20 protein-coding genes and 3 pseudogenes are annotated in these 20,951 nt (G+C 61.1%); 16 read left to right on the top strand and 7 right to left on the bottom strand.

Annotation, left to right across the window (positions count from 1 at the left end; translation table 11 throughout):
- Window positions 1-14: 14 nt before the first annotated feature.
- From ABL843_RS31645 to ABL843_RS31610, 8 genes and pseudogenes are all read left to right on the top strand, one after another.
- Window positions 15-551 carry a cupin gene (locus ABL843_RS31645; RefSeq protein WP_184641791.1) on the top strand — a complete coding sequence of 179 codons (537 nt, stop codon included), beginning with the start codon at window positions 15-17 and terminating at the stop codon, window positions 549-551.
- A 61-nt stretch (window positions 552-612) separates the two neighbouring features.
- Window positions 613-1,647, top strand: coding sequence for a tripartite tricarboxylate transporter substrate binding protein (locus ABL843_RS31640; protein ID WP_369662838.1), 1,035 nt, complete (start codon window positions 613-615; stop codon window positions 1,645-1,647).
- A gap of 91 nt (window positions 1,648-1,738) precedes the next feature.
- A complete protein-coding gene (locus ABL843_RS31635) occupies window positions 1,739-2,659 on the top strand; it encodes a dioxygenase (protein ID WP_369662837.1) in 921 nt (306 codons plus the stop codon).
- 49 nt (window positions 2,660-2,708) lie between these two features.
- The gene (locus ABL843_RS31630; protein WP_418120768.1) at window positions 2,709-3,698 is read left to right on the top strand and encodes a quinone oxidoreductase family protein; all 990 of its coding nucleotides are present in this window, start codon (window positions 2,709-2,711) and stop codon (window positions 3,696-3,698) included.
- 84 nt (window positions 3,699-3,782) lie between these two features.
- Window positions 3,783-4,769, top strand: a complete 987-nt coding sequence (locus ABL843_RS31625) for a Bug family tripartite tricarboxylate transporter substrate binding protein (protein WP_418120767.1) — start codon at window positions 3,783-3,785, stop codon at window positions 4,767-4,769.
- Between the two features lie 33 nt (window positions 4,770-4,802).
- Window positions 4,803-5,825, top strand: a complete 1,023-nt coding sequence (locus ABL843_RS31620; protein WP_418120766.1) for a porin — start codon at window positions 4,803-4,805, stop codon at window positions 5,823-5,825.
- Window positions 5,826-5,853: 28 nt separating this feature from the next.
- Window positions 5,854-6,160 (top strand): annotated as a pseudogene (locus ABL843_RS31615) (oxidoreductase); the annotation flags it as partial.
- A 153-nt stretch (window positions 6,161-6,313) separates the two neighbouring features.
- A pseudogene (locus ABL843_RS31610) lies at window positions 6,314-6,463 on the top strand (transporter); the annotation flags it as partial.
- Window positions 6,464-6,796: 333 nt separating this feature from the next.
- Here ABL843_RS31610 and ABL843_RS31605 read toward each other — a convergent pair.
- Window positions 6,797-7,306, bottom strand: coding sequence for a helix-turn-helix domain-containing protein (locus ABL843_RS31605; RefSeq protein WP_418120765.1), 510 nt, complete (start codon window positions 7,304-7,306; stop codon window positions 6,797-6,799).
- On the opposite strand from ABL843_RS31605, the gene ABL843_RS31600 reads away from it, so the two are divergent.
- Both ABL843_RS31600 and ABL843_RS31595 read left to right on the top strand, forming a co-directional pair.
- Window positions 7,248-7,370 (top strand): hypothetical protein, encoded by a 123-nt coding sequence (locus tag ABL843_RS31600; protein ID WP_418120870.1) that lies wholly within the window; start codon window positions 7,248-7,250, stop codon window positions 7,368-7,370. The genes ABL843_RS31605 and ABL843_RS31600 overlap by 59 nt on opposite strands.
- 238 nt (window positions 7,371-7,608) lie before the next feature.
- The gene (locus ABL843_RS31595; protein WP_418120764.1) at window positions 7,609-7,800 is read left to right on the top strand and encodes a helix-turn-helix domain-containing protein; all 192 of its coding nucleotides are present in this window, start codon (window positions 7,609-7,611) and stop codon (window positions 7,798-7,800) included.
- 230 nt (window positions 7,801-8,030) lie between these two features.
- Here ABL843_RS31595 and ABL843_RS31590 read toward each other — a convergent pair whose 3' ends face one another.
- From ABL843_RS31590 to ABL843_RS31575, 4 genes are all read right to left on the bottom strand, one after another.
- Window positions 8,031-8,225 carry a YqaE/Pmp3 family membrane protein gene (locus ABL843_RS31590; RefSeq protein WP_418120763.1) on the bottom strand — a complete coding sequence of 65 codons (195 nt, stop codon included), beginning with the start codon at window positions 8,223-8,225 and terminating at the stop codon, window positions 8,031-8,033.
- Between the two features lie 436 nt (window positions 8,226-8,661).
- Entirely contained in the window at window positions 8,662-9,300 is a 639-nt protein-coding gene (locus ABL843_RS31585; RefSeq protein ID WP_418120762.1) for a hypothetical protein, read from the bottom strand.
- A gap of 79 nt (window positions 9,301-9,379) precedes the next feature.
- On the bottom strand, window positions 9,380-11,587 hold the full coding sequence (locus tag ABL843_RS31580; protein ID WP_418120761.1) for a hypothetical protein: 2,208 nt from the start codon (window positions 11,585-11,587) through the stop codon (window positions 9,380-9,382).
- A 150-nt stretch (window positions 11,588-11,737) separates the two neighbouring features.
- Window positions 11,738-12,301 carry a helix-turn-helix domain-containing protein gene (locus ABL843_RS31575; RefSeq protein ID WP_418120860.1) on the bottom strand — a complete coding sequence of 188 codons (564 nt, stop codon included), beginning with the start codon at window positions 12,299-12,301 and terminating at the stop codon, window positions 11,738-11,740.
- 265 nt (window positions 12,302-12,566) lie between these two features.
- Here ABL843_RS31575 and ABL843_RS31570 point away from each other — a divergent pair, with 265 nt between their 5' ends.
- A complete protein-coding gene (locus ABL843_RS31570; RefSeq protein ID WP_418120760.1) occupies window positions 12,567-12,839 on the top strand; it encodes a helix-turn-helix domain-containing protein in 273 nt (90 codons plus the stop codon).
- A 269-nt stretch (window positions 12,840-13,108) separates the two neighbouring features.
- On the opposite strand, the pseudogene ABL843_RS31565 reads toward ABL843_RS31570, so the two are convergent.
- Window positions 13,109-13,284 (bottom strand): annotated as a pseudogene (locus ABL843_RS31565) (YqaE/Pmp3 family membrane protein).
- A 458-nt stretch (window positions 13,285-13,742) separates the two neighbouring features.
- On the opposite strand from ABL843_RS31565, the gene ABL843_RS31560 reads away from it, so the two are divergent.
- Both ABL843_RS31560 and ABL843_RS31555 read left to right on the top strand, forming a co-directional pair.
- Complete coding sequence (locus ABL843_RS31560; protein ID WP_418120759.1) at window positions 13,743-15,155, top strand: N-6 DNA methylase; 1,413 nt, start codon at window positions 13,743-13,745, stop codon at window positions 15,153-15,155.
- Entirely contained in the window at window positions 15,152-15,697 is a 546-nt protein-coding gene (locus tag ABL843_RS31555) for a restriction endonuclease subunit S (RefSeq protein ID WP_418120758.1), read from the top strand. The genes ABL843_RS31560 and ABL843_RS31555 overlap by 4 nt, the downstream gene beginning before the upstream one ends.
- Window positions 15,698-15,720: 23 nt before the next feature.
- Here the strand turns inward: ABL843_RS31555 and ABL843_RS31550 are convergent.
- Window positions 15,721-16,856, bottom strand: a protein-coding gene (locus ABL843_RS31550) for an IS3 family transposase (RefSeq protein ID WP_418116623.1) whose coding sequence is annotated in 2 segments (ribosomal slippage) — window positions 15,721-16,595 and window positions 16,595-16,856 — 1,137 coding nt in all. Because the reading frame shifts where the segments join, the coding sequence is not laid out codon by codon here.
- 107 nt (window positions 16,857-16,963) lie between these two features.
- Here ABL843_RS31550 and ABL843_RS31545 point away from each other — a divergent pair.
- Genes ABL843_RS31545 through ABL843_RS31535 form a run of 3 tightly spaced genes read left to right on the top strand, consistent with a single transcriptional unit; the run spans window position 16,964 to window position 20,642 of the window.
- Window positions 16,964-17,971 carry a hypothetical protein gene (locus ABL843_RS31545; RefSeq protein WP_418120757.1) on the top strand — a complete coding sequence of 336 codons (1,008 nt, stop codon included), beginning with the start codon at window positions 16,964-16,966 and terminating at the stop codon, window positions 17,969-17,971.
- A complete protein-coding gene (locus ABL843_RS31540; RefSeq protein WP_418120756.1) occupies window positions 17,968-19,554 on the top strand; it encodes a restriction system-associated AAA family ATPase in 1,587 nt (528 codons plus the stop codon). Before ABL843_RS31545 ends, ABL843_RS31540 begins: the two co-directional genes overlap by 4 nt.
- Window positions 19,555-19,556: 2 nt before the next feature.
- Entirely contained in the window at window positions 19,557-20,642 is a 1,086-nt protein-coding gene (locus ABL843_RS31535) for a hypothetical protein (protein WP_418120755.1), read from the top strand.
- Window positions 20,643-20,951 lie beyond the last annotated feature (309 nt).

Here is a 20,951-nt window from a genome sequence, read left to right as displayed (position 1 = left end):
ATCAAGGAATAGACATGGACCCCACCCTCCAGGAAATGGAATCCACCCGCATCGCCCGCTGGGGCAAGGTCACGCCCTACGGCGAGACCTTCATCGAGAGCCGGCTGCCGGGTATGAAGAAAAACATCTACAAGATCATGAACCGCGGCGTCCTGGAGAACAAAGGTGTCCAGCCGGCGATTCCAGGCAACCACCGCTTCGGCGTGACCTTCATCGAAATCCCGGTGGGCCAGGGTGCCAGCCTTCACGCACACAAGACCGAGGAAGTCTTCTGTCCGCTGAACGGGCAGATGGAGGTCATCTGGGGCGAGAAGGGCCAGTACTCCGTGATGCTCAACCAGTGGGACGTGATCTCGTGCCCCATCGGCGTGATGCGCGGTTTCCGCAATCCGAACGATCACGCGCTGGTGGTGTATTCGGTCGTCGGTGGAACCGACGAAGAATGCGGGCGCATCGCCTGGCACGAGGATGTCGTCAGGGCTGCAGAGGCCACCGGCCTGGTCTACGGAACCGACGGCTATATCAAAGAGACGGCGCCAGAAAGCAAGTAGTCGCCGCGCCGACCGCCCGAACTGCGCAAGGCTCATAGGCACCGCCCGAGGAGACAAAAAAATGACGATCCCCCAGGACTTCCAGGCCGCATGCCGCATGCCGACGTGCGGCGTGGCACACGGCATGAACCGGCGACACGCCATCGCCGCTGCACTCGCGGCGCTGGGCGCCGGCCTTGTTCGCGCCCAGCCGACCTGGAGCCCCAAAGGCCCTGTGCGCATCGTCGTTCCGTTCGCCGCCGGCGGCACCTCGGACATCATCGCGCGCATCGTGGGCGTGCGGCTCGCCGAAGCACTGGGTCAGCCGGTGCTCGTCGACAACCGCGTGGGCGCCGGCGGCAACATCGGCATCGCGTCGGTGGCACGCGCCGCACTCGACGGCCAGACGCTGCTGCTGGTCTCGTCCGCGTTCGTGACCAATCCGGCCTTGTTTGCCGACAAGCCTCTTTATGACCCGCTGCGCCAGTTCGCACCGGTGTCGCTCGCCGTCAGCTCACCCGACGTGATCGTGGTGTCGGCGACGAGCCCACTTACCAGCCTGTCGGCGCTGATCGACACCGCTAAACGCCGACCAGGCGCGCTCACCTACTCGACGCCCGGCAAGGGCAACAGCGTGCACCTGGGCGGCGAGCTGCTGTGGCAGCGCGCCGGCATCGAGCTGCTGCACGTGCCTTACAACGGCGCGGCCCCTGCCGTGCAGGCCGTGCTCGGCGGACAGGTCGATTGCGCGCTGACCGCACTGCCGGCTGCCAAGGCCCACATCGCGGCGGGCACGCTGCGGGTGCTGGCCGTCGGCAGCCGCGCGCGCTGGGCCGAGCTGCCGCAGGTGCCGACGGTGGCGGAGTCGGGCTTTGCCGGCTACCGCTCCGAAACCATGCAGGCGCTGTTCGCGCCGGCGGGCACGCCTGTCGCCGCCATCGAGCGACTGCACACCGAGGTGCGGCGCATCCTGGCGCTCGACGACGTGCAGCGCCAGACCCGAGAACTCGGCTTCGAGACGGTCGCAAGCCTGCCCGCCGACCTCGCTGCGCGCGTCGCCGAAGACGTGCCGCGCTGGACCGCCGTCGCCACCCGCGCGCGCATCCGCGCCGACTAGCGGCCCCACGCCCCTTCAGCCACAGCGGTGCGCCGATGCGTGCCGGGCGGCATCGTGCCGATTTCATTTTCTTCACTCTCCAGGACTTCCCATGATTTCTGCCACCGAGACGCCCACGGATACCGAGGCACCGCCTGCGCAGCGCTCGATTCCCGCCAACGCCCAGGCGCTGCTGCAGGCCGTGCTGGACGCCAACCAGGGCACGCGCGACGCGCGCACCCGCACCGTGCTCGACGCGATGATCCGCCACCTGCACGCCTTCGCCTCGGAAGTGACGCTGACCTATGAAGAGCTCTTCAAGGGCCTGGACTTCATGGTGCGCATCGGCCAGGCCACCGGCCCGAGCAAGCACGAAGGCATCCTGCTTGCCGACATCCTCGGCCTCGCCACGCTGGTGCTGCTCATGGACGCAAAGGCCGTGCTCGCCGCGGGCGGCACCGAGCCGGCGCTCATCGGCCCCTTCTGGCGCGCGAACCAGCCGGTGAGGCCCAACGGCGTGCGCATCGCGACCGACGACACGGCCGGCGAGACGCTGCATGTACGCGGCCGTGTGCTGTCGCTGGACGGCACGCCCCTCGCCGGTGCCCGCATCGAAACCTGGCAGGCCGCGCCCAGTGGACTGTACGAAAACCAGGACCCGGAGCAGGAAGACATGAACCTGCGCGCAGTCTTCGAGACCGACGCCGACGGCCGCTTCTGGTTCGAGAGCGTGCAGCCCTCGGGCTATGGCGTGCCCACCGACGGACCTTGCGGCGAGCTGCTGGCGCTGCAGAACCGCAGCCACATGCGCCCGGCGCACCTGCACTTCATCGCCATCGCGCCGGGCCACAAGGTGCTGACGACGCAGATCTTCGATGCGCGCGATCCGTACGCCTACAGCGACGCGGCCTTCGGCGCGGTGGGCTCGCTGCTGCGCGACTTCGAACCCGACAGCGCGGGCCACTTCCACCTCGACTTCGAACTGCGGCTGGAGCCCGGCGAAACGTGCCTGCCTACGCCGCCGCTGCCCTGAACGCACACACATTTTCTTCACTTCACTCCGTACCACGAGACATAGCACCATGAGGACACCACCGCGCGCCCTTCGCCTCAGCGCCGGGGCCCCGAGCTCCGATGCACTGAACCCCGACCTGGTTGACATCGCACAGCCCGAGACACCGGCCGGCTGCGCCATCGTCGAAGTCCTTGCCGCGGCGATCAACCCCAGCGACGTCAAGGCGGCACTGGGCTTGATGCCATATGCCATCTGGCCCCGCACGCCGGGCCGCGACTACGCCGGGCGCGTCGTCGCCGGTCCGTCGGAATGGATCGGCCGCGCCGTGTGGGGCACCGGCGGCGACCTCGGCATCACGCGCGACGGCACGCACGCGCGCTACCTCGTGCTGCCCGTGGCAGCGCTCGTCGCCAAGCCCGAGCGCATCGCCATGGCTTCGGCCGCCACGGTGGGCGTGCCCTTCGTGACGGCATATGAAGGCCTGCGCCGCGCCCACCTCGCGGGCCCCGGCCAGACCGTGCTGGTGCTCGGCTCGAACGGCAAGGTCGGTCAGGCCACCGTGCAGTTGGCCACGCGCGCCGGCGCGCGCGTGATCGGCGTCGAGCGCGGCGCCACCCGGTACACGGGCCACGCGAGCGCGCAGGTCGAGGTGATCGATGGCACGCGCGACGACATCGCACAGGCAGTCCTGTCGATGACCGATGGCAAAGGCGTGGACGTTGCCTACAACACCGTCGGCTCACCGTACTTCGCCGCAGCGCTCGCATCGCTCAAGGTCGGCGGCACGCAGATCCTGATCTCCACGCCCGACCGCAACGTGCCCTTCGACATCATGGCCTTCTACCGCCGCGACTTGCACATGCTCGGCGTGGACAGCCTGAAGCTCACGGCCAGCCAGTGCGCGGACGTGTTCCGCACGCTGCTGCCGGGCTTCGAAGACGGCAGCCTGCAGGGCTTCGACGTGAACGACGGCTCGGTGCTGCCGCTGGACCGTGCGCGCCAGGCCTACCTGCAGGTGCTCGAAGGCTCGATGGAGCGGCTGGTTTTGGCGCCCTGAACGTTCCCGGGGCGCAGCCCCGTTCATCACTTCGGGGCCTGCCCGGCAGGTAGGCCCTCCCCCACGCACAACAAGGAGACAACGATGGACATCCATCGCAGGACATTGCTTCGCCTCACAGCAGCTGCAGGCGGCATCGCCGGCCTTCCCACCACGCTCTTCGCACAGCCCGCCTACCCCAACCAGCCCGTGAAGCTGGTCATTCCCTTCACCGCCGGATCGACCACCGACGTGGTAGGCCGCATCGTCGGCGAACGTCTGCAGCAGTACCTCGGCCAGCCTTGCGTGGTCGACAACCGGCCCGGCGCGGGCGGCACGCTCGGCGCCAGCGCGGTGGTCAACGCCGCAGCCGACGGTCACACGGTGCTGATCCACTCGACCGGCCACGTCGCCAACGCCGCGCTCTACCCCGGGCTCAAGTACGACACGCTGAACGACTTCACGCCGGTTACCATGCTGGCGTCGATGCCCAATGTGCTGGTGGTGCCGCCCGACCGCGGCTTCACTTCGCTGCAGGACCTCGTGCGCAAGGTGAAGGCAGGCCCGCAGAAGTTCGTGTACGGCTCTTCGGGCAACGGCAGCGCCTCGCACATCGCGGGCGAGAAGTTCCGCATCGCCACCGGCATCGAGGCCGCGCACATCCCCTACCGGGGCACGCCGCAGGCGCTCACCGACCTCATGGGCGGGCGGCTTGACTGGTTCCTGGCGCCGCTGGCGCTGGCCGCCCCACTGGTCCAAGGCGGCAAGCTCGCCGCGCTGGCCATCGGCGCGCCGCGGCGTTCGCCACTGCTGCCGCACGTGCCGACCACCGCCGAAAGCGGCGTCGGTGACGCGGACCACCTGTTCTGGGTCGGCATGTTCGTGGCCGCCAAGACACCGGAGCGCACCGTGGCGCATCTGCATGCGGAGACCGTGCGCGCCCTGAAGACCAGCGAGGTGCGCGCGCGCCTGGACAAGCTCGGCGCCGACGCCGCACCGATGCCGCAGCAGGCCTTTGCGCAGCAGGTGCGCGAAGAGGTCCTTTCGACCACCGCGCTCATCCGGCGCGCCGGCATCCGCATCGACAGCTGATCACCCTCGACCGCTGCGCTTCGAAAGAAAGACATGAGACAACAACTCAAACTTCTGCTTGCCCTTGCGGCCATGGGCGCCTTCGGCGCCGCCCAGGGCCAATCGTCCGTGACGGTGTTCGGCAGCATCGACCTGAACTTCACCTACTCGAAAGCCGGCCACGCCTCGACCAAGGCCATGGACCAGGGCGGCTACCTGCTGCCCAGCCGCCTTGGCTTTCGCGGCATGGAAGACCTGGGCGGCGGACTCGCGGCCGGCTTCTGGCTCGAGACCGCCGTGCTGCCCGACACCGGCGTGACGCAAGGCGGCTTCGGCCGGCGCTCCACCGTGAGCCTGATGACCAAGGACCTCGGCGAGCTGCGGCTGGGCCGTGACTACACGCCCACGTTCTGGAACGTGTCGAGCTTTTCGCCCTTCGGGACGGTCGGCGTGGGCGGCAGCAGCAACATCGTCGAAGGCTGGCCGCTCGGCCTGGGCCGTGCACGCACGCAGGCCCGCGCCAGCAACTCGGCCGGCTACTTCCTGCCGCGCGGCCTCGGCGGCCTGTACGGGCAGTTCATGTTCGCGGCGGCCGAAGGTGTCCAGGGCGCCGGCTACCGCGGCGGCCGGCTGGGCTACGAGTCGGGCCCGCTCAACGTAGCGGCCGCCTACGGGCAGACCGCTGTGGGCGTCGACGACTACCGTACCGTGACCGTCGGCGGCAGCTATGACTTCGGCGTGGTCAAGGCCTATGCCAACCACCTGCGCCATCGGCTGGGACGCGAGCGGCAGACGAACGCGCTGATCGGTGCGTCGGTTCCCGTGGGCGCGGGGCAGATCCGGGTATCGTTCGCACGCTCCGAACGCTCCGGCCCGAGCCCCGGCACCGGCGGCACCGCCCGCCAGTTCGCCATCGGCTACGCACATAACCTGAGCAAGCGCACCACGCTGTACAGCGCCTACTCACGCATCAGCAACCGCGGTAATGCTGCCTACGTGGTAGCCGACTCGTCGCCCGCCGGTGTGGCGGGCCGGCGCTCGTCGGGCCTGCAGCTCGGCGTGAACCACGCCTTCTGAACGCAGCCCATGAACCGACCGATACGATGTCTCGAGCGAAACCGCGGTGCAGATACTCACCGAGATGATCCACTACGGCATAGCGAAGACCGCCCAGTTCGCTGTGTCGCGCGGCGTCGGCGACTTCGTGGAAGCATAGCGCGCTTGAGCGACAAGAGCTTCGAGCAGGTCGAGGCGGAGTTCTTTGACCACATCCGCCCGACCTCGCTGATCAAGCGCTTCGCATCGCCACAGGAAGTGGCCTTCCTCGTGGTCCACGTGCAAGTCCACTCGCTTCGGCGACCATGGGGGTGGCCCTTCGCGTCGACTGCAGCATCGTCAAGAGCGCCTTCTGAAGGCTTGCCTGGACCATCGGTCAGGTCGCTTCTTCGAACGCGGGCCTTCAAATTCGTGCGGTATTCCCGGCGCTGCCTTCGAGCTGCTCGCCCCGCTCATATGAAAAATGCGACATCCACCAGGGGCGAGGCGGACCGTCCCCGCTCACCTAAATCCTCGTTCTCACCGCCATGCTGGGCACGCCGGTGTCCATCGTCATCGGCGCTTTCCTCGCGTTCTGGCTCTTCCGCGAGGACTATCTCGCACGCCGCATGGCCGGGAGAGTGATCGTGCTGGACGGGATCGCGGCGATCAGTCTTTGATGTTTGGTCTCGATGCCTGGCAACCAGCGCACGCCATGGGCGCATTGCATGCAATGCGCCGCACTGTTGTCGCGTCACCATGGCCATCCGGCGTCGAGTGGAGCCCTCCAGGCCGTCAATGCCAGAAGCGCCGCCCCAAGAATCCGTAGAGCCGACATGGCGTTTCCCTCCCATGCAATGCATCAGGATGCTAGGAAAGTCCGACTGCCTGCGCATCCCTTGAATATAGGAGCGAGCATCAACCTCCTGTCTCGTCAGGGAACGGGCAAACGGCAACCGGAAGAAGGGCCACCGGCGCTGAATCGCCCCTGCCGGAACGAACCCGCAGCCCGCCTACTCTCGCAACGTGGACACCACCGACAGGTACGACACCGGCCCCGAATGGATCACCTCGATGCCGTGCAGCGCCGTCGCGTCGAACAGCAGCGTGTCCCCTGCCCCCACCTCCACCGCCTTCGCACCATAGCGGTAGGTGACCGACCCTGACAAAAAGTACAGGAACTTGAGCCCCGGATGCTGGAAGGTCACGTACGGCCCTGCCTCCGGTAGCAGCGTCACGAGGTAGGGCTCCACGAACAGGTTGCCCGACAGCGAGTGCCCGAGCAGCTCATACCGGTAGTCCGCCACCGTCCCCACCCTGTCAACGACAAGCCCCTGCCCTGCCCGCACATGGCAGAAGTCCGTTCGCCGGGCCTGATCCCCGAAGAAGCGCGACAGCGGCACGTGCAGCCCCTGCGCAAGCCGCTCCAAGGTCTCCACCGAGGGCGAAACCAAGCCCCGCTCGATGCGCGAGAGCATCGATGCAGAGATTCCTGAAACCAAAGCCAACTGGCCAGCAGACATCCCCGCCGCCATGCGCAATGCCCTCACCTGCGCGCCAATGGCCGAAGCGGACGTACTCCGCTGAGGCTGCGACGATTTTTTTGGCCGCACGCGCGCGATTGATGCCGGCAACCTCGGCGGTCGGGCAGTGGGAAACGGAGAAGGAAGCCGAGAAGTTCGCATGAACGCAAGCTCTTCGCAGATGCAGACGGCTCGCCGATTGTGACTCAAACACGGCTGACTTAAAAGCAGCTTCCTCGAAGACTCCTTGTGTGGCTGGCCCCAAGAATTCTTCGAAGCACCCCGCAGCGTCGGCGCGGGAAGTGCTCGCGCTGAATTTGATTCGGCTACGCGGATTGAGGGGGTGGTCGCAGGAAGCACTGGCCTTCGAGGCAGGATTGCATCGGACCTTTGTCGCTCACGTCGAACGCCAAGCCCGCAACATTTCTCTCGACAACCTCGAGCGTCTCGCCTTGGCGCTGGAGATCCGCCCCTACCAGTTGCTCGAGGAATGAAGGCGCCCCTTCGCACGTCGATCCGTATTGCAGGTCCTGATAGAACCACGCTGGTCCACTAGAGCCTTGAACGCACGACACAGGTAGATGGGACGCCGCGAAGCGGAATCCTCTACAGGGGACGCCGAACTCTTTCAGACGATCGGTGCTGCCAACCAATTATCAAGAATGTGTGCAGCCATCATTGAGATTGAATGAAGACGGGCGACTTTCCGTGCCAACCGCCTCCATCATCTTCTTTGGCGAAGCGCCCTTTCGATCTTCCTGTCGGTCTTGTACTGGCCGAGCCCGTACACGGCCCATATCGTCGCCGGCAACCAGCCAATGATCGTGAGTTGGAGAATGAGGCAGATCACACCGGCAATCGGCCGACCAATGGTGAAGAACGCCAGCCACGGCAGGATCAGGGCGATCAACAGACGCATTTCTCTTTCCTTTCTGCAGCCCAATTCTCCAGTCCAACGACCCCGAAGCCAGCATTGATCCGCTAGCAATATTCATCGTTGCTATCACCCAAAGGAACTGCTTGGTGCTCAGGCTCAGCACGGATAGCTGCTCCGAGGCTGCTTCGCAGCAATTGCGCACAGTGATCCAGACCCTCGGACCCCAGGCGCTTCCAGCCGCGATTCTTCTCGGCTCCTCACCAAGCGAGCCACTGCTTCGACGCTCGAAGTTGTCGCCGGTTCCACGGATCTCAAACCCGAGCTCCTTGAGAAGCGAAAAACCAGAGCGTCGTTTCGTCCTCAGCAAGTTCGTCGCACATGGGGCGCGCTTGCGCGAAGTCCGTGGTGCCTACCTCCCTTTGCCCGCGGCGGCCCTGCCGCTCGCTCGTGACTTACAGGCGCGCTGCCAGTCCAGCACTCAGGGGCGCATGGCGCCGAGGCTCAGGCGCAACTGCGGCTCGAGCGATCGGACCTGCTCCATGAAGTACAGGCACCTGACATGGAGCGCGTCAAGGGTTCGATCCGCCATCTGGGCAAAAGCGAAGACGTTCATGCGCAACCCGCCCGGCAGCGACGGCCCTCCGGTGGAAGCGACCGGGTAGCGGAAGGCGTAGGAGCCGGGGTCGATGCGGTCCAGCTCGGACAGAAACTGGAGTTCCTCCTCGTCGAAGGCTCGCAGCGCCAACGGCAGCTTCTCGCGCATCGCGGCAAGCACTGGCTGCGCCATGTCCAGCAACTTCGCCAGTGAATGCTCGCGCCACAGCCGGGGCAGCAACTGCCGCAGCGCCTGGCCGTCCACGCTCATGCTCGCGATGCGATACAGCATCGCCTTGAGGTACAGCTCGATCGCATGCCGGTAGAGAAACACGATCGGGCAAGCATCGTGATCGATCTGGACGGTATCACCGCGCCCCTCGAGCGCGTCGCTCAAGACGTGCGCGGCACCGCGGTAGGCCACCGCGTAGGCGACAACATCTTCGGGCGCACTGGCACGCCAGTTCAGCAGCACGTTTCCATGCGTGCCGATCGGGGAGGCGCAAAATTCTTCCGTGTTCATGGATGCGACAGCATAGCGCTGCCTCGAGAGCAAGCGTGCGCCCGCCATCGAGCAGAACTGCGCATGTGGATCGCACCGCTCAGATCCCTGCCCATACGGCCTGGGATTCGATGACCTCGAGGAAGCGCTCTCCTGAAAACCCCAGCGGATAGAGGCTGTCCAACGCTCCCGCCTGGCGATCCGGCGCCGGATCGCCCCCCAGCGGCTCGTGCAGCAGCCGAGTGTCGTCGCGCAGCGCGATCAGGATTTCTTCAAGCGACACCTTCCTGAAACCGCTGAAGCATTGATGGTCACACTCGATCGACGTGTCAACGATCCACCCTCGGACGTCGAGCCCGGCCGCCGCCAACCCCAGGCGCTGCGCAAGGGGCGTTCCCGCTGCGCCAGTTGCTTCTCCAGAACCGACCGTCGCCGCACTTTCCGCCAGCGCCGATTGCACCGCGGCCACCTTGCGTCGCAACTGTCGCCCCGCCTTGCGCAGGGTCGTGCTGGCATGCTGCCAGGCCTCGCGCTGGGATCGCCGCAGGAACGTCGACTTCACTTCCAGCACGAGGACCACGCCGTCGCGCGCACAGATCAGGTCCACCTCGCCGGCATCGTCGGAGGCACTGCGCGGCGGTTGCCAGTTCAAGACCACTGCGAAGCCGCGCGCAGCCAATGCCGCGCCGAGATTTGCCTCGATGCGGGCGGTCTCGGCCCGATACTCGCCGCGGCGCAACCCGAGACGCCGCAGGTTGTTCAGCGCCGCGGTGCTGTTGTTCTGCACGCCGGCGAGCCAGGGCAGTTGGACCAGCATCGATCCGAAACGCAGGTAGGGACGCTCGAAAAGCTCCGGCCGCAGTTCTTTTTCAGCGCCGCCTCGCGCGCGCTCCGCCAGCGCGCGCCAGTCGCTGCTCCAGAAATCCAGGATGCGCCCCGCCACGAGTGCGCTGCCCTGCGGGTCGCGCTGCGTGACAGTCCAGCCGATCAGGTTGCTCACCTTCTCGGCGCGCCCCGACCAAGTAAGCGGCAGACGGTTCTGCTGGCCCTGCAGGAAGCCGTCCATCGCCAGCTGCCGCAGCGCGAGCCCCCAGTCACCGTAGGCCTCCAGGTGGGCGACGTAGGCAGCGAGGATGTCCCGCTGGAAGAACGCCGAGTTCAGCTCCGAAGCGAGCAGCGCCTGGAACAGGTCCACCGGCTCTCCCGCGTCGGTCGTGACGCTCGTGCCGACGCCATGCACCTCGGTGAGTTGCAGGCGGGTGCGCAGCGCCCTGACGTAGGCCAACTGGTTCGCCTCGTGATTCTCCGGTCGGCCGATGCGCTGCGTCGCCATCGGCGAATCGGCGAAAGCGTCCAGGGCCCGACAAAGCCAGTACGTGTGCAGCCGCTCGAGCTTTCGCCCGTCGCGCGTCCAGGCGGCACGCAGGGCGACGTCCACTTCCTCGATCTCGAGCACTTCCCCGAGGCGCACGAAGCGGATGCCATCGTCGAAGCAGAAAGCGTCGACCGAACGCGACAGGAAGGCGTTGAGTTCGCAGGTCGCAGCCAACAATTCGGCCAGCGCGACCCGCTCGGGCCGAATGTCCGTGGTGTTCTCGAGCACCGGCGCGAGATGCCGGGAGAGTGCCAGACCGATTGCGCGCTCGTCCAGATGCAGCGCCGCATCCTCGGACATTGAGAGCTTCCACCACAAGATGTCGTGCATTGCACGCCAGATGGCCTGCTCCTCGGCCCTCGATGCCTCGTCGCGCGACGCGGCGGCCAGAGATACCGGCACCATGTGCTCGAAAGCATGCAGGCTGGTCAGCAGCAAGAGTTCGAACAGCGTCAGCGCCTCGAGCGGTCCCTGGCACCTCGACACCTCGTCAAGGCGCAGTCGGTATGCGTCCCCGAAGATGTCGAGCACGCAGCGTAGCTCAGCCATCTCTGGCGAGACAGCACCGAGCGCATCGAGTTCGAGACGACGCGCCGACGCGGGCCGTACTGCCAAGCGGGAGCGCCGCACTGCGAACAGGATCGCCTCGGGACAGGAGGTCGCGATGCGCTCGAGCAACGCCGGGTTCGACACCGGCTCCTGGGAGAAGTAGCGCACCAGCGCCAATCGAGAAGCCTCGCCATGCCAGCAGACAGGCGGCGCGTCCATCCAGGCCGGGCAGCGCCAGAACGCGGCGTCACGCTGAGAGCCGGTGGTTTCCCGCTGACTGCTGCGTCTCGGCCTGCCGTCCAGGTACGCACTGGCGGCCGCGTCGGCAGCAGCCGCCCACGCTGCCGGGGTGCCATCCAGGTTCTCGAAGTAGGGCTCGTACATCCTGCAAGGACCGCAGGTTGCGATCCGATCGCTGTCGAAGTAAACGCGATTGTGATGCCCGGAGAGAACCGCCTCCCACCGGACGAGCGCCGACTCCGGAAGCCGTCGCGAGCGTACAACCCTCGCTCTGCACAGACCCCAATTCGAAGATCACTCGCGCAACGTGGACACCACCGAGAGGTACGACACCGGCCCCGAATGGATCACTTCGATGCCGTGCAGTGCCGTCGCATCGAACAGCAGCGTGTCCCCTGCCCCCACCTCGACCGCCTTCACGCCGTAGCGGTAGGTGACCGACCCTGACAAAAAGTACAGGAACTTGAGCCCCGGGTGCTGGAAGGTCACGTACGGCCCAGCCTCCGGCAGCAGTGTCACCAGGTAGGGCTCCACGAACAGGTTGCCGGACAGCGAATGCCCGAGCAGTTCATACCGGTAGTCCGCCACGGCACCGATGCGGTCGACCACGAGCCCCTGCCCTGCCCGCACATGGCAGAAGTCCGTGCGTCGGGCCTGATCGCCGAAGAAGCGCGACACCGGCACGAGCAAACCTTGCGCGAGCCGTTCCAAGGTCTCCACCGAAGGTGAAACCAAGCCCCGCTCGATGCGCGAAAGCATCGAGGCGGAGATCCCCGACGCCAACGCGAGTTGCCCGGCCGACAGTCCGGCCGCCATGCGCAGTGCCCTCACCTGTGCGCCGATGCGGACCGCCGACAGGCTGCGCGCGACGGGCGCCGGTCGCCGAGACCGCGCACGTGTCACCGAGACGGGCAGGCGCAGCGGACGTGCCGTAGGCAGGGGCGAGGCGATGTGGCGATGCGTCATTTGTATTTCGCTCCCCAAGGATGGCCTGAATGGGGGAAGTTCTGGCCGGTTCTCCGACTCCCTCTGCGATCCAAATTCGATACGGAGCGAGTCGTGCATCTCTTTTTGTACCATACAAGCGGGTGCATAAAGAAGACCGCGCGATGAGAGTCATCGCATGCGATCGACGCAGGATCCCGCACTGCTGAAAGCCTTTGCAGCCGAGCTAAAAGCTCGGCGGGCAGCGCGTGGCTTCAATCAGGAGGAGCTGGGATTTGCGTCGGGACTCAATCGCACGTTCATCGCCAAGCTCGAGACCGGCACCTCCAGTCCTTCGCTGACCAGCCTCGTTCTTCTGTGCAACGGGCTCGAAACAGATCCGGCAGAGCTGATGCACTCCCTCATGAAGCGCTACCGGAAGGAACTCCGAGCCAAGCCGGCAACCGGGTAAGTCTTCAGAAAACCGCGATTTTCGACAGGCGGAGGCCGATTCCCGCACGCCGCTGCCTGATGTTCGGTATGCCGAACATCAGGGAAGGAAGTGAAGGACATACACCGCACCGCCAATGCAATAGGAATCCACCCACCGGGCCAAGCGCACCGACACCTGGGGGCGCCGGCCTTCTTGCAGATCAGCGCATGCTGCCGATTGAACTTCCAGCGATGTGCACGGCCAGAATGAGATAAGCACGGGCAAGCTTTCAGCGGTGCCCGTCTTGGTCAGGCCCTTTGGTTGCGCGCCTTTTCGATCTTCTTGTCGGTCTTGTACTGGCCGAGCCTGTACACGGCCCATAACGTCACCGGCAGCCATCCGATCAAGGTGATCTGACGAATCAGGCAGATGACGCCGCCGAGCAGCCGGCCAATGGTGAAAACGCCCGCCACGGCAAGATCAAGGAATCAACCGACGCATTTCTGTTCTCTTTCTGCTACTCAATTCTCCAGACCTACGATCCAGAAACCAGCATCAGCTTTCATTTTCTGACACCTCGCCATGCGAACCATTGCTGTCATCGACAATCGCGTGAGCAAGCCAACTTCTGTGAACTGCGCAAAGAGAGGTCTGAGCAGAGAGTCGAACCACCCACTACCGCTTGCCGTCGACGGCGACCAGGTTCTAGCAACGAGTTGACGCCACCAATCCTCGCCCAACGCGCGCAGTTGCCTTTCATTGAGAACTAAAGCAATCACAACAGGGAATGAGACGCTCAACGCTTTCACCTTTATTTTGCCCACGAACCCATTCACAGCCTCTAGATACAGCAGTCACTAGGCAGAACTATAGTGAAACCGCCTCTAATGGGTCGAGAGGTGACACTAGAATATTTTGATGAATTTGCTTTTAGATTAAAAAATGAAAACCGAAACCATTGTCCAGAAAATTTGGAGCCTATGTCATATTTTGCGGGGCGATGGCGTTAGCTATCACGAATATATATCCGAACTAACCTATCTGCTTTTTTTGAAAATCGCCAAAGAAAACAAATCCGAAGAAAATTTACCCAAAGGTTATCGCTGGGACAATCTCGTTAATTATCAAGGCGACGATCTTCTTAGTTTCTATCGGGAAATGCTAACCTATCTAGGCGGGCACGCCTCAACAGAGAAAGTAAGAAAGATTTATGCATTTCCCACCACTGTTTTTTCACACTCAGAAAATCTTAGCGCAGTAATTCAGGGCATTGCCAGATTAGACTGGAACTATCTCGGAAAAGACCGAATGGGTGAGGTCTATGAAGGCCTGCTCGCCAAGAACTCTCAAGACTCCCGTTCTGGCGCAGGCCAGTACTTCACGCCGCGTCCTTTGGTCGATTGTATGGTCGCTTTGCTGAGGCCAAAGCCTGGCGAAATCATTCAGGATCCGGCCATGGGGACCGGAGGATTTCTTATTTCAGCGAACGATTGCTTAAGGCGACACGCGAGCGCGAAGGCCTATGCCAAAGAGCCGCCCAAATACGAAGGAATTGAAATAGAGAAAGGGACCTATCGCATCGCGCTAATGAACAGCTTTTTGCACGACTTGGATTCGAAACTGATCCTGGGAGACGCTCTGACAAAAGATGCTGAGCAACTGTCGCCAGCTGACGTTGTGCTTGCCAATCCTCCGTTTGGCAACAAAGCCGGAAGCGCAAGAGCTCAGAGGGAAGACATTCCTGTACCTACGTCCAACAAGCAGCTGGCGTTTCTTCAGCACATTCAGTTGAGCCTAAAGCCTGGCGGGCGGGCCGCTGTTGTCTTGCCGGATAACGTATTGTTTGAGGGAGGGGCCGGCCGAAAAATTCGACAAAAACTGATGAGCGAATGTCAACTACATACGGTCTTGCGGCTTCCTACGGGAATTTTTTACAGCCCCGGGGTCCAGACAAATGTGTTGTTCTTCAATCGTTGTAAACCAGGCGAGCCGGGGACCGAGGAAATTTGGTTCTATGACTTGCGTCATGACATGCCTCGCTTTGGCCGTACGCGGCCACTGGCAGACAACGACTTCAAGCAGTTCGTGGAGGCCTTTGGAGACAATCCGAACGGTTTGGCAGCGCGAAGCGAGGAAGGTTTCGATGGACGATGGAAGCGGTTTAGCCGCGCTGAAATTGCAGAGCGCCAAGACAATCTTAATCCGTCTTGGATGGGCGAAGAGACAGGACATCTCGAACACCTTCTGGAGCCGGACGAGATTGCTGCTGCCCTGCTTACACATTTGCGCGCGGCTGTTAGCGAAATTGAGTCACTTGCCAGTGACTTTATTGAGGTTGACGAGCCAAGCAAATGAATGAACCTCGTTGGAGTTTGCCCCCAGGCTGGGCTTGGGCGAAGACCTCGGACATTGCACAGATTGTGGGAGGAGGGACTCCCCCTAGCAGGGACGAGAACAACTTTGCAGAAAGCGGCATACCGTGGATTACCCCCGCAGACCTGACCGGCTACGAGTCGGCCTATATTTCTAGAGGTCGGCGTGATCTCTCATATCGGGGCTATCAAAACTGCGGTGCCCGATTGATACCTAAAGGAAGTGTACTCTTTTCTTCACGCGCGCCTATCGGGTATTGCGTAATTGCAGAGAACGAGCTCTGCACAAATCAAGGCTTCAAATCCTTGGTTTTGCGCGGCGAGATGCTGCCAGAATTTGTGCGCTACTACTTGCTAAGTGCTAAGGATTATGCCCAATCGCTAGCGAGCGGTACTACATTTTTGGAGTTATCGGGTAGCCGCGTAGCTTCAATGCAAATCCCCATCGCGCCTATGGCAGAGCAACGTCGAATCGTAGATCGGCTTGACGGTCTGACCTGCCCCCTCTTGCCATGCCATTCATAACGAGGAAGTCCGGGGTTGCAAGATTAATTGATCTCGGTGGTGTTTGAGCTGGGCCGAGCTGCATCGCCAGCGCGCTGGCGATGCAGCTCGGCGAACTTGGCTGGCGGCATGCGATTGCAACTGCTGTGCGGCCTGACCTCGTTGTAGTCCTGCCGCCAGGCGGTGATGGCCGACCTGGCCTGCACCAGCGTCTCGAACCACTGCTCGTTCAGGCACTCGTCCCTGAATTTGCCGTTGAAGCTCTCGATGTAGCCGTTCTGCATGGGTCGCCCGGGCTCGATAAGGATGTGGCGGATGCCATGGGTCTGGGCCCAACCCATGAAGGCGCGACTGGTGAACTCGGGGCCGTTGTCCGTGCGCACGGCCAGCGGATAGCCTCTGAAGACCGCCGCCTGGTCCAGCAGCCGCGTCACGTACTGCCCAGAGATGCCCCAGTCCACCGAGATGCTCACGCACTCGCGGCTGAAGTCGTCGGCCACCGTCAGGCACTTGATGCGCCGCCCGGTGCTCAGGCTGTCGCTGACGAAGTCCATGCTCCAGACCTCATTGACCGTCCTGGCCAGTTGCAGCGGCACGCGCTCGCTGACGGGCCGCTTGGCCTTCTTGCGCTTGCGCACGGCCAGGTTGGCCGCGCTGTAGAGCCGGTAGACCTTCTTGTGGTTCACGCCGGGGAAATGCGGGCGCAGCATGTCGTGGATGCGCCGATAGCCGAAGCGCCGGCGCACATGCGCGATCTCGACGATCTTGCTGCTGAGCTCCTGGGTCATGGCATCGATCTCAGGTGGGTTGCGCCAACTGTCGCGTGAGAGCCCCACAAGCCTGCACGCCCGTCGCTCGCTCAGATCGCATTGCTCGATCATGGTGGCGATGGCGGCACGCTTGGCCTGTGGGGCTAACGCTTTACCCCGAAGGCGGTGTTCAGCGCGTGGATGTCCAGGTGGGCTTCGGCCAACAGCTTTTTGAGCTTGTTGTTCTCCGCCTCCAGTTCACGCAGTCGCCTCGCATCGGGCACCTCCATGCCACCGTACTTGGCTCGCCACTTGTAGAAGGTGGCGTCGCTGAAGCCGCCCTTGCGGCACAGCTCCTTGATCGGCAGGCCGGCCTCGGCCTGCTTGATGAAACCGATGATCTGCTCCTCGGTGTATCTGCTCTTTCTCATGTCCGTCATTCTCCAAGTTGACGGACTTCGCTGCCATTACGCTGGTACGGCCGGGAGGGGGCAGGTCAGGTCTTTTCGAAAAAATTGCGAGAGCACGAGCAGAACTGATGCGAGTTCAGCCGTTGCTGCAGCAATACAAGTTGAGACTCCTCCAAGCCGCTTATGACGGAAGTCTGATAGGACGATTCAATTCGCCTCATTGTCCGCTTCACGAAGTTTCAGAAGAATTGAGCTATGGGACCGCACGCAAATCTCATATCGAAGCCAGAGGCGTTGCTGTCTTGCGCATTCCGAATATCAGTGGCGGACAGATTGATCTGAGCGGACTGAAGTATTCGGAGTTCGACGAACATGAATACGAGCGTCTTCGGCTGAAAATTGGCGACCTGCTGGTGGTGAGATCCAATGGAAGCCCGGACTTGGTCGGGCGCCCAGCAGTCGTCGGCGAGGAGGCGGCTGGCATGGCCTACGCTGGCTACTTGATTCGCATTCGACCGCAAGCCGATGCGATCAATTCACATTATCTTGCGTACATGGTTCAAGCCCCATCGTTGCGCGCGCAAATTGAGTCTGAAGTGACATCAACGAGTGGGGTTCACAATGTCAACGCCAAGCAACTAGGTGCGCTCTCTATTCCCGTCCTCCCAATGGAAGAGCAAGATGAGATTGTGAGCAAGCTCGATGCTGCGTTTAGCTGGTTGCGTCGTGTAGAAGCGGAAAGTGGAAAGAGCCTCGGCATGCTTGAAAGCTTGTACAGCGCTATTCTTTCAAAGGCATTTAAGAGCGAAAAAGGCGAATTTGATCGAGCAGAGAATGGGAGTAAAGAATTACTCCTCCAGATTCAAAAATCAGCTCAACCCCAGCTTCCAGAACCTCAGTTGAGCGCGCAACCGGAGAACCTGATGGCGGATAACCCACGAGAGTGGCTGCTCAAAGACAGTCTTGACTGGCCCAAGGAAGGTGTGATTTTTGAAGATCTTGCCAAGCGCATATCACTTGAGCGAGATACGATGCGCGATGCGATTTTTGAGCTGCTTGGAGGAAAGGCGCCGGAATTGACCCAAGACTTCGACGCTACCACCGGGCGCATCCTGTTAAAGAGGAGTAAAAAATGAGATTGCGGCGACTGCAGGTAGAAGAGTCTGGTGCTGGGGGAGCATTGTTTGACGGTGCGGACATTTTGTTCGGCCGCGAAGTGTCGGACGATGTCAAGGCTGCACTTTCACCACTTTGTTTGATAGGACCTAACGGATCTGGGAAATCGCAATTCCTGCAACTCATCGCTGAGATTTTTCAAACGGCTTGGCACGCACACGCCCCAAACCAAGAGCGAGTTAGTTCCAACGAAAAATTAGCATTCGAGTTGACTTACTCAATTGCGCCGCGAGGATCATCAGCCGTAGAAGAGGTGAGCTTAGTTCGAAAAAGGAAGGGTCGAACGAAACCCGCCATTGAGCTGCACTGCGGAGAAAAGATAATAACTGCCTCGGAGGAAGCCTTTGGACGCTATCTACCATCACTCATCATCGGTTACACCTCTGGCGACAATGAGACTTTGAGCTTACCGTTTCTCGCGAGCAGAAGTGGCTATGCAAGCGATGTTGCGTCGGCAGCATTGCAGAAAGCGGCCGATAGCGGCGTAGCTGACAACCGGATGATGATGATTGATTATGGCACAAATTTGGAAGTTCTTTTTGCCAACATGATTCTTGGTAAACCGGCAGTACGCAAGGAGATCCTGGACCATGCAAATTTAGCAGATTTGGCGTCTTGCCGCTGCACAGTGCGACTTGCGCATTCCGTCATCAATCGCGCTTCAGCTCGGCAGGCAAAAAAGCCTAGGCGCAAAGGCATCCAACTCACTAAGGAGCTAGAACAAATTATTGAGCGGCTTCAAAAAATTGCCACATGCTGGCACTTGGAGCCAGAGACTGAGACTTACACATTTGATTTTTTTATCTCCAAAGCAACGAGATCAGCGTTTGCTCACTATTGGAATAGCGCATTCGATCTTTACCGCGACCTTCACAAACTCGCGCTGCTAAACGATCTCGCGATCCCTAGGCCTGCACGGAGACGCCTTGAGAGAGCTGTAAAGGATCGAAGATTTGCGCTTAGGCTTCCAGAGCCCCAACAGGAGGAATTGGTGTTCGGGTTTGAAGAATTTCGCTTTTGGCCAAACGGAAAACGCGAAGAGCCAGTGGACTACGTGACACTCTCCGATGGCGAGCATCAGCAAGCCCTCGTACTCGGCGTTTACGCCATGGTGGAGGATGTCAATGCGCTATTTTTATTAGACGAGCCCGAGTCGCACTTCAATCCACTATGGCGAGTGAAATTTGTGCAGCGTCTGAAGAAGCTCACGGGCTCCCGAGGCAATCAAGAGCTGTTAATGACCACTCATGCTCCGTTCGTCCCTTCTGATATGCCGAGAGATCACATCATGATATTTTCGCGCAACGAGGGGAAGGTCACTGTTGCACAGCCGATCATTGAAACATTTGGGGCGGAGTACGACAGAATTTTGGAGAATTGCTTCAAGGTGGAACCCAATATTTCGCGCATCGCAGAAGCAAAGATTGAGTCACTGCTTGATTCAGCGGACTTACAAACCGTGGAGCGTGGATTAGGAATGCTTGGTCCGTCACTCGGGAAAGGCCTTGTGGCCGATCATCTTAGGAAGCTGAGAAGCCAATAGAGATGCTTTTTTCGTTTTCTCCTGCGGCATTGAGCCACAATTGGATAGGCCCACTGGTGACGACGACTCTTTCAGAGGGGATGATGGCAATCGATGCCGCACAACCCGTTCCGGCCTGGCCACCATTAACAGCAACTGCAATAAGAAGAGCTTGGCTAATACGCCATTCGGGGTTCAACAAGAAGCTCAAAAAGTTTTTTACCGAGTACCGGAAACTCGCAACTCCCTCTCGCATGTTGATCCAAAGCGCACTTGCCGCTCAAACTAACTTACCGGCCATACTTGGAAATCAGCAGGCGTGTCCTGTAATTTCGAACTTGGCTGACATCGAGGAGGCGATCAAAGATCTGTTCGAATACGCCTTTGGGCAGCTTTCACGCGAAGACGATTCAGGAAGCCCTGTTCGAGATCGGCACTATTCGGATATCTATGATCACCTGCCAGATCGCATATGTCCGTTCTGTGGGCTTAGCCCGATGCGCGGCAAGAAGGGGCCTCGCCATCACCTTGATCATTGGATGGCAATCTCACGATATCCATTCGCTGGAGCAGACCTCCGAAATCTCTGTCCGATGTGTGATGCATGCAATGCAACCTTCAAAGGAATGACCGACATACTTCATAACTCGGCCAACGCGAGGCGCCGTAGCAGTGATCCGTATCAAGGACCGACATATCAAATTGTGCTATCCAATAGTGTGTGGGGCAAAGGGAACAAGCGGATGAATTTTTTTCTTCCTCGATGGCAAATTGATTTCATGGGAAACCCAGCAGAGCAAGCAGAAACTTGGAATGAAGTTTTTAAGATTCGATCTCGCTATCAGGAAGACATATTGGACCCCGAGTTTTTTCCTTGGCTAAATCATTTTGCCCGCTGGTTTAACGGTGAAATTCAATATGAACGCACGCCGCAAGGTATTTCCCAAAGTTTTGGGCCATATATAGGACAAGTGATTCAGGAAAGATTCGCAGAGAATTCCTTTTTGAAGGCCGAGGTGTTTCGGTTTTTGGAAAAATCGTGCCAGTCGCCAGAATACCGCGACGATGTAACAGGTTTGCTGTTATCAATTGCCGACAACATTCAGTAGGTCTGCCTTGTGCGGTATCTATTTGCTGCACACTGGCGCTATAGCAGGCCGCTGATCCTTCTGCGGCGGACGGTCACAACTAGACACTGGATTCGTTTCCAGTGTCTCTCATGAGTTCTCCATGCTCGTAAAGACAGGGCCGGGCGGTCCCAAGGCAACCACTGCAGGCTGCGATAAATCATCTCATGTGGGGAACACCGGTTGGCCGAGTTACACCGTATGCTTGTGCACCACACAGGCTTATTACCAGCGTTCCAAGCTCTCCTCTAACAGGCTACGCTGATCAACTGCCTTCAAGCGTCTACGTCG

The sequence above is a fragment of the Variovorax sp. 350MFTsu5.1 genome (assembly GCF_048302515.1).
Classification (GTDB): Bacteria; Pseudomonadota; Gammaproteobacteria; order Burkholderiales; family Burkholderiaceae_C; genus Variovorax; species Variovorax guangxiensis.
Note: the sequence above shows the minus strand (reverse complement) of the source record. Positions and strands in the feature narration are given on the sequence as shown.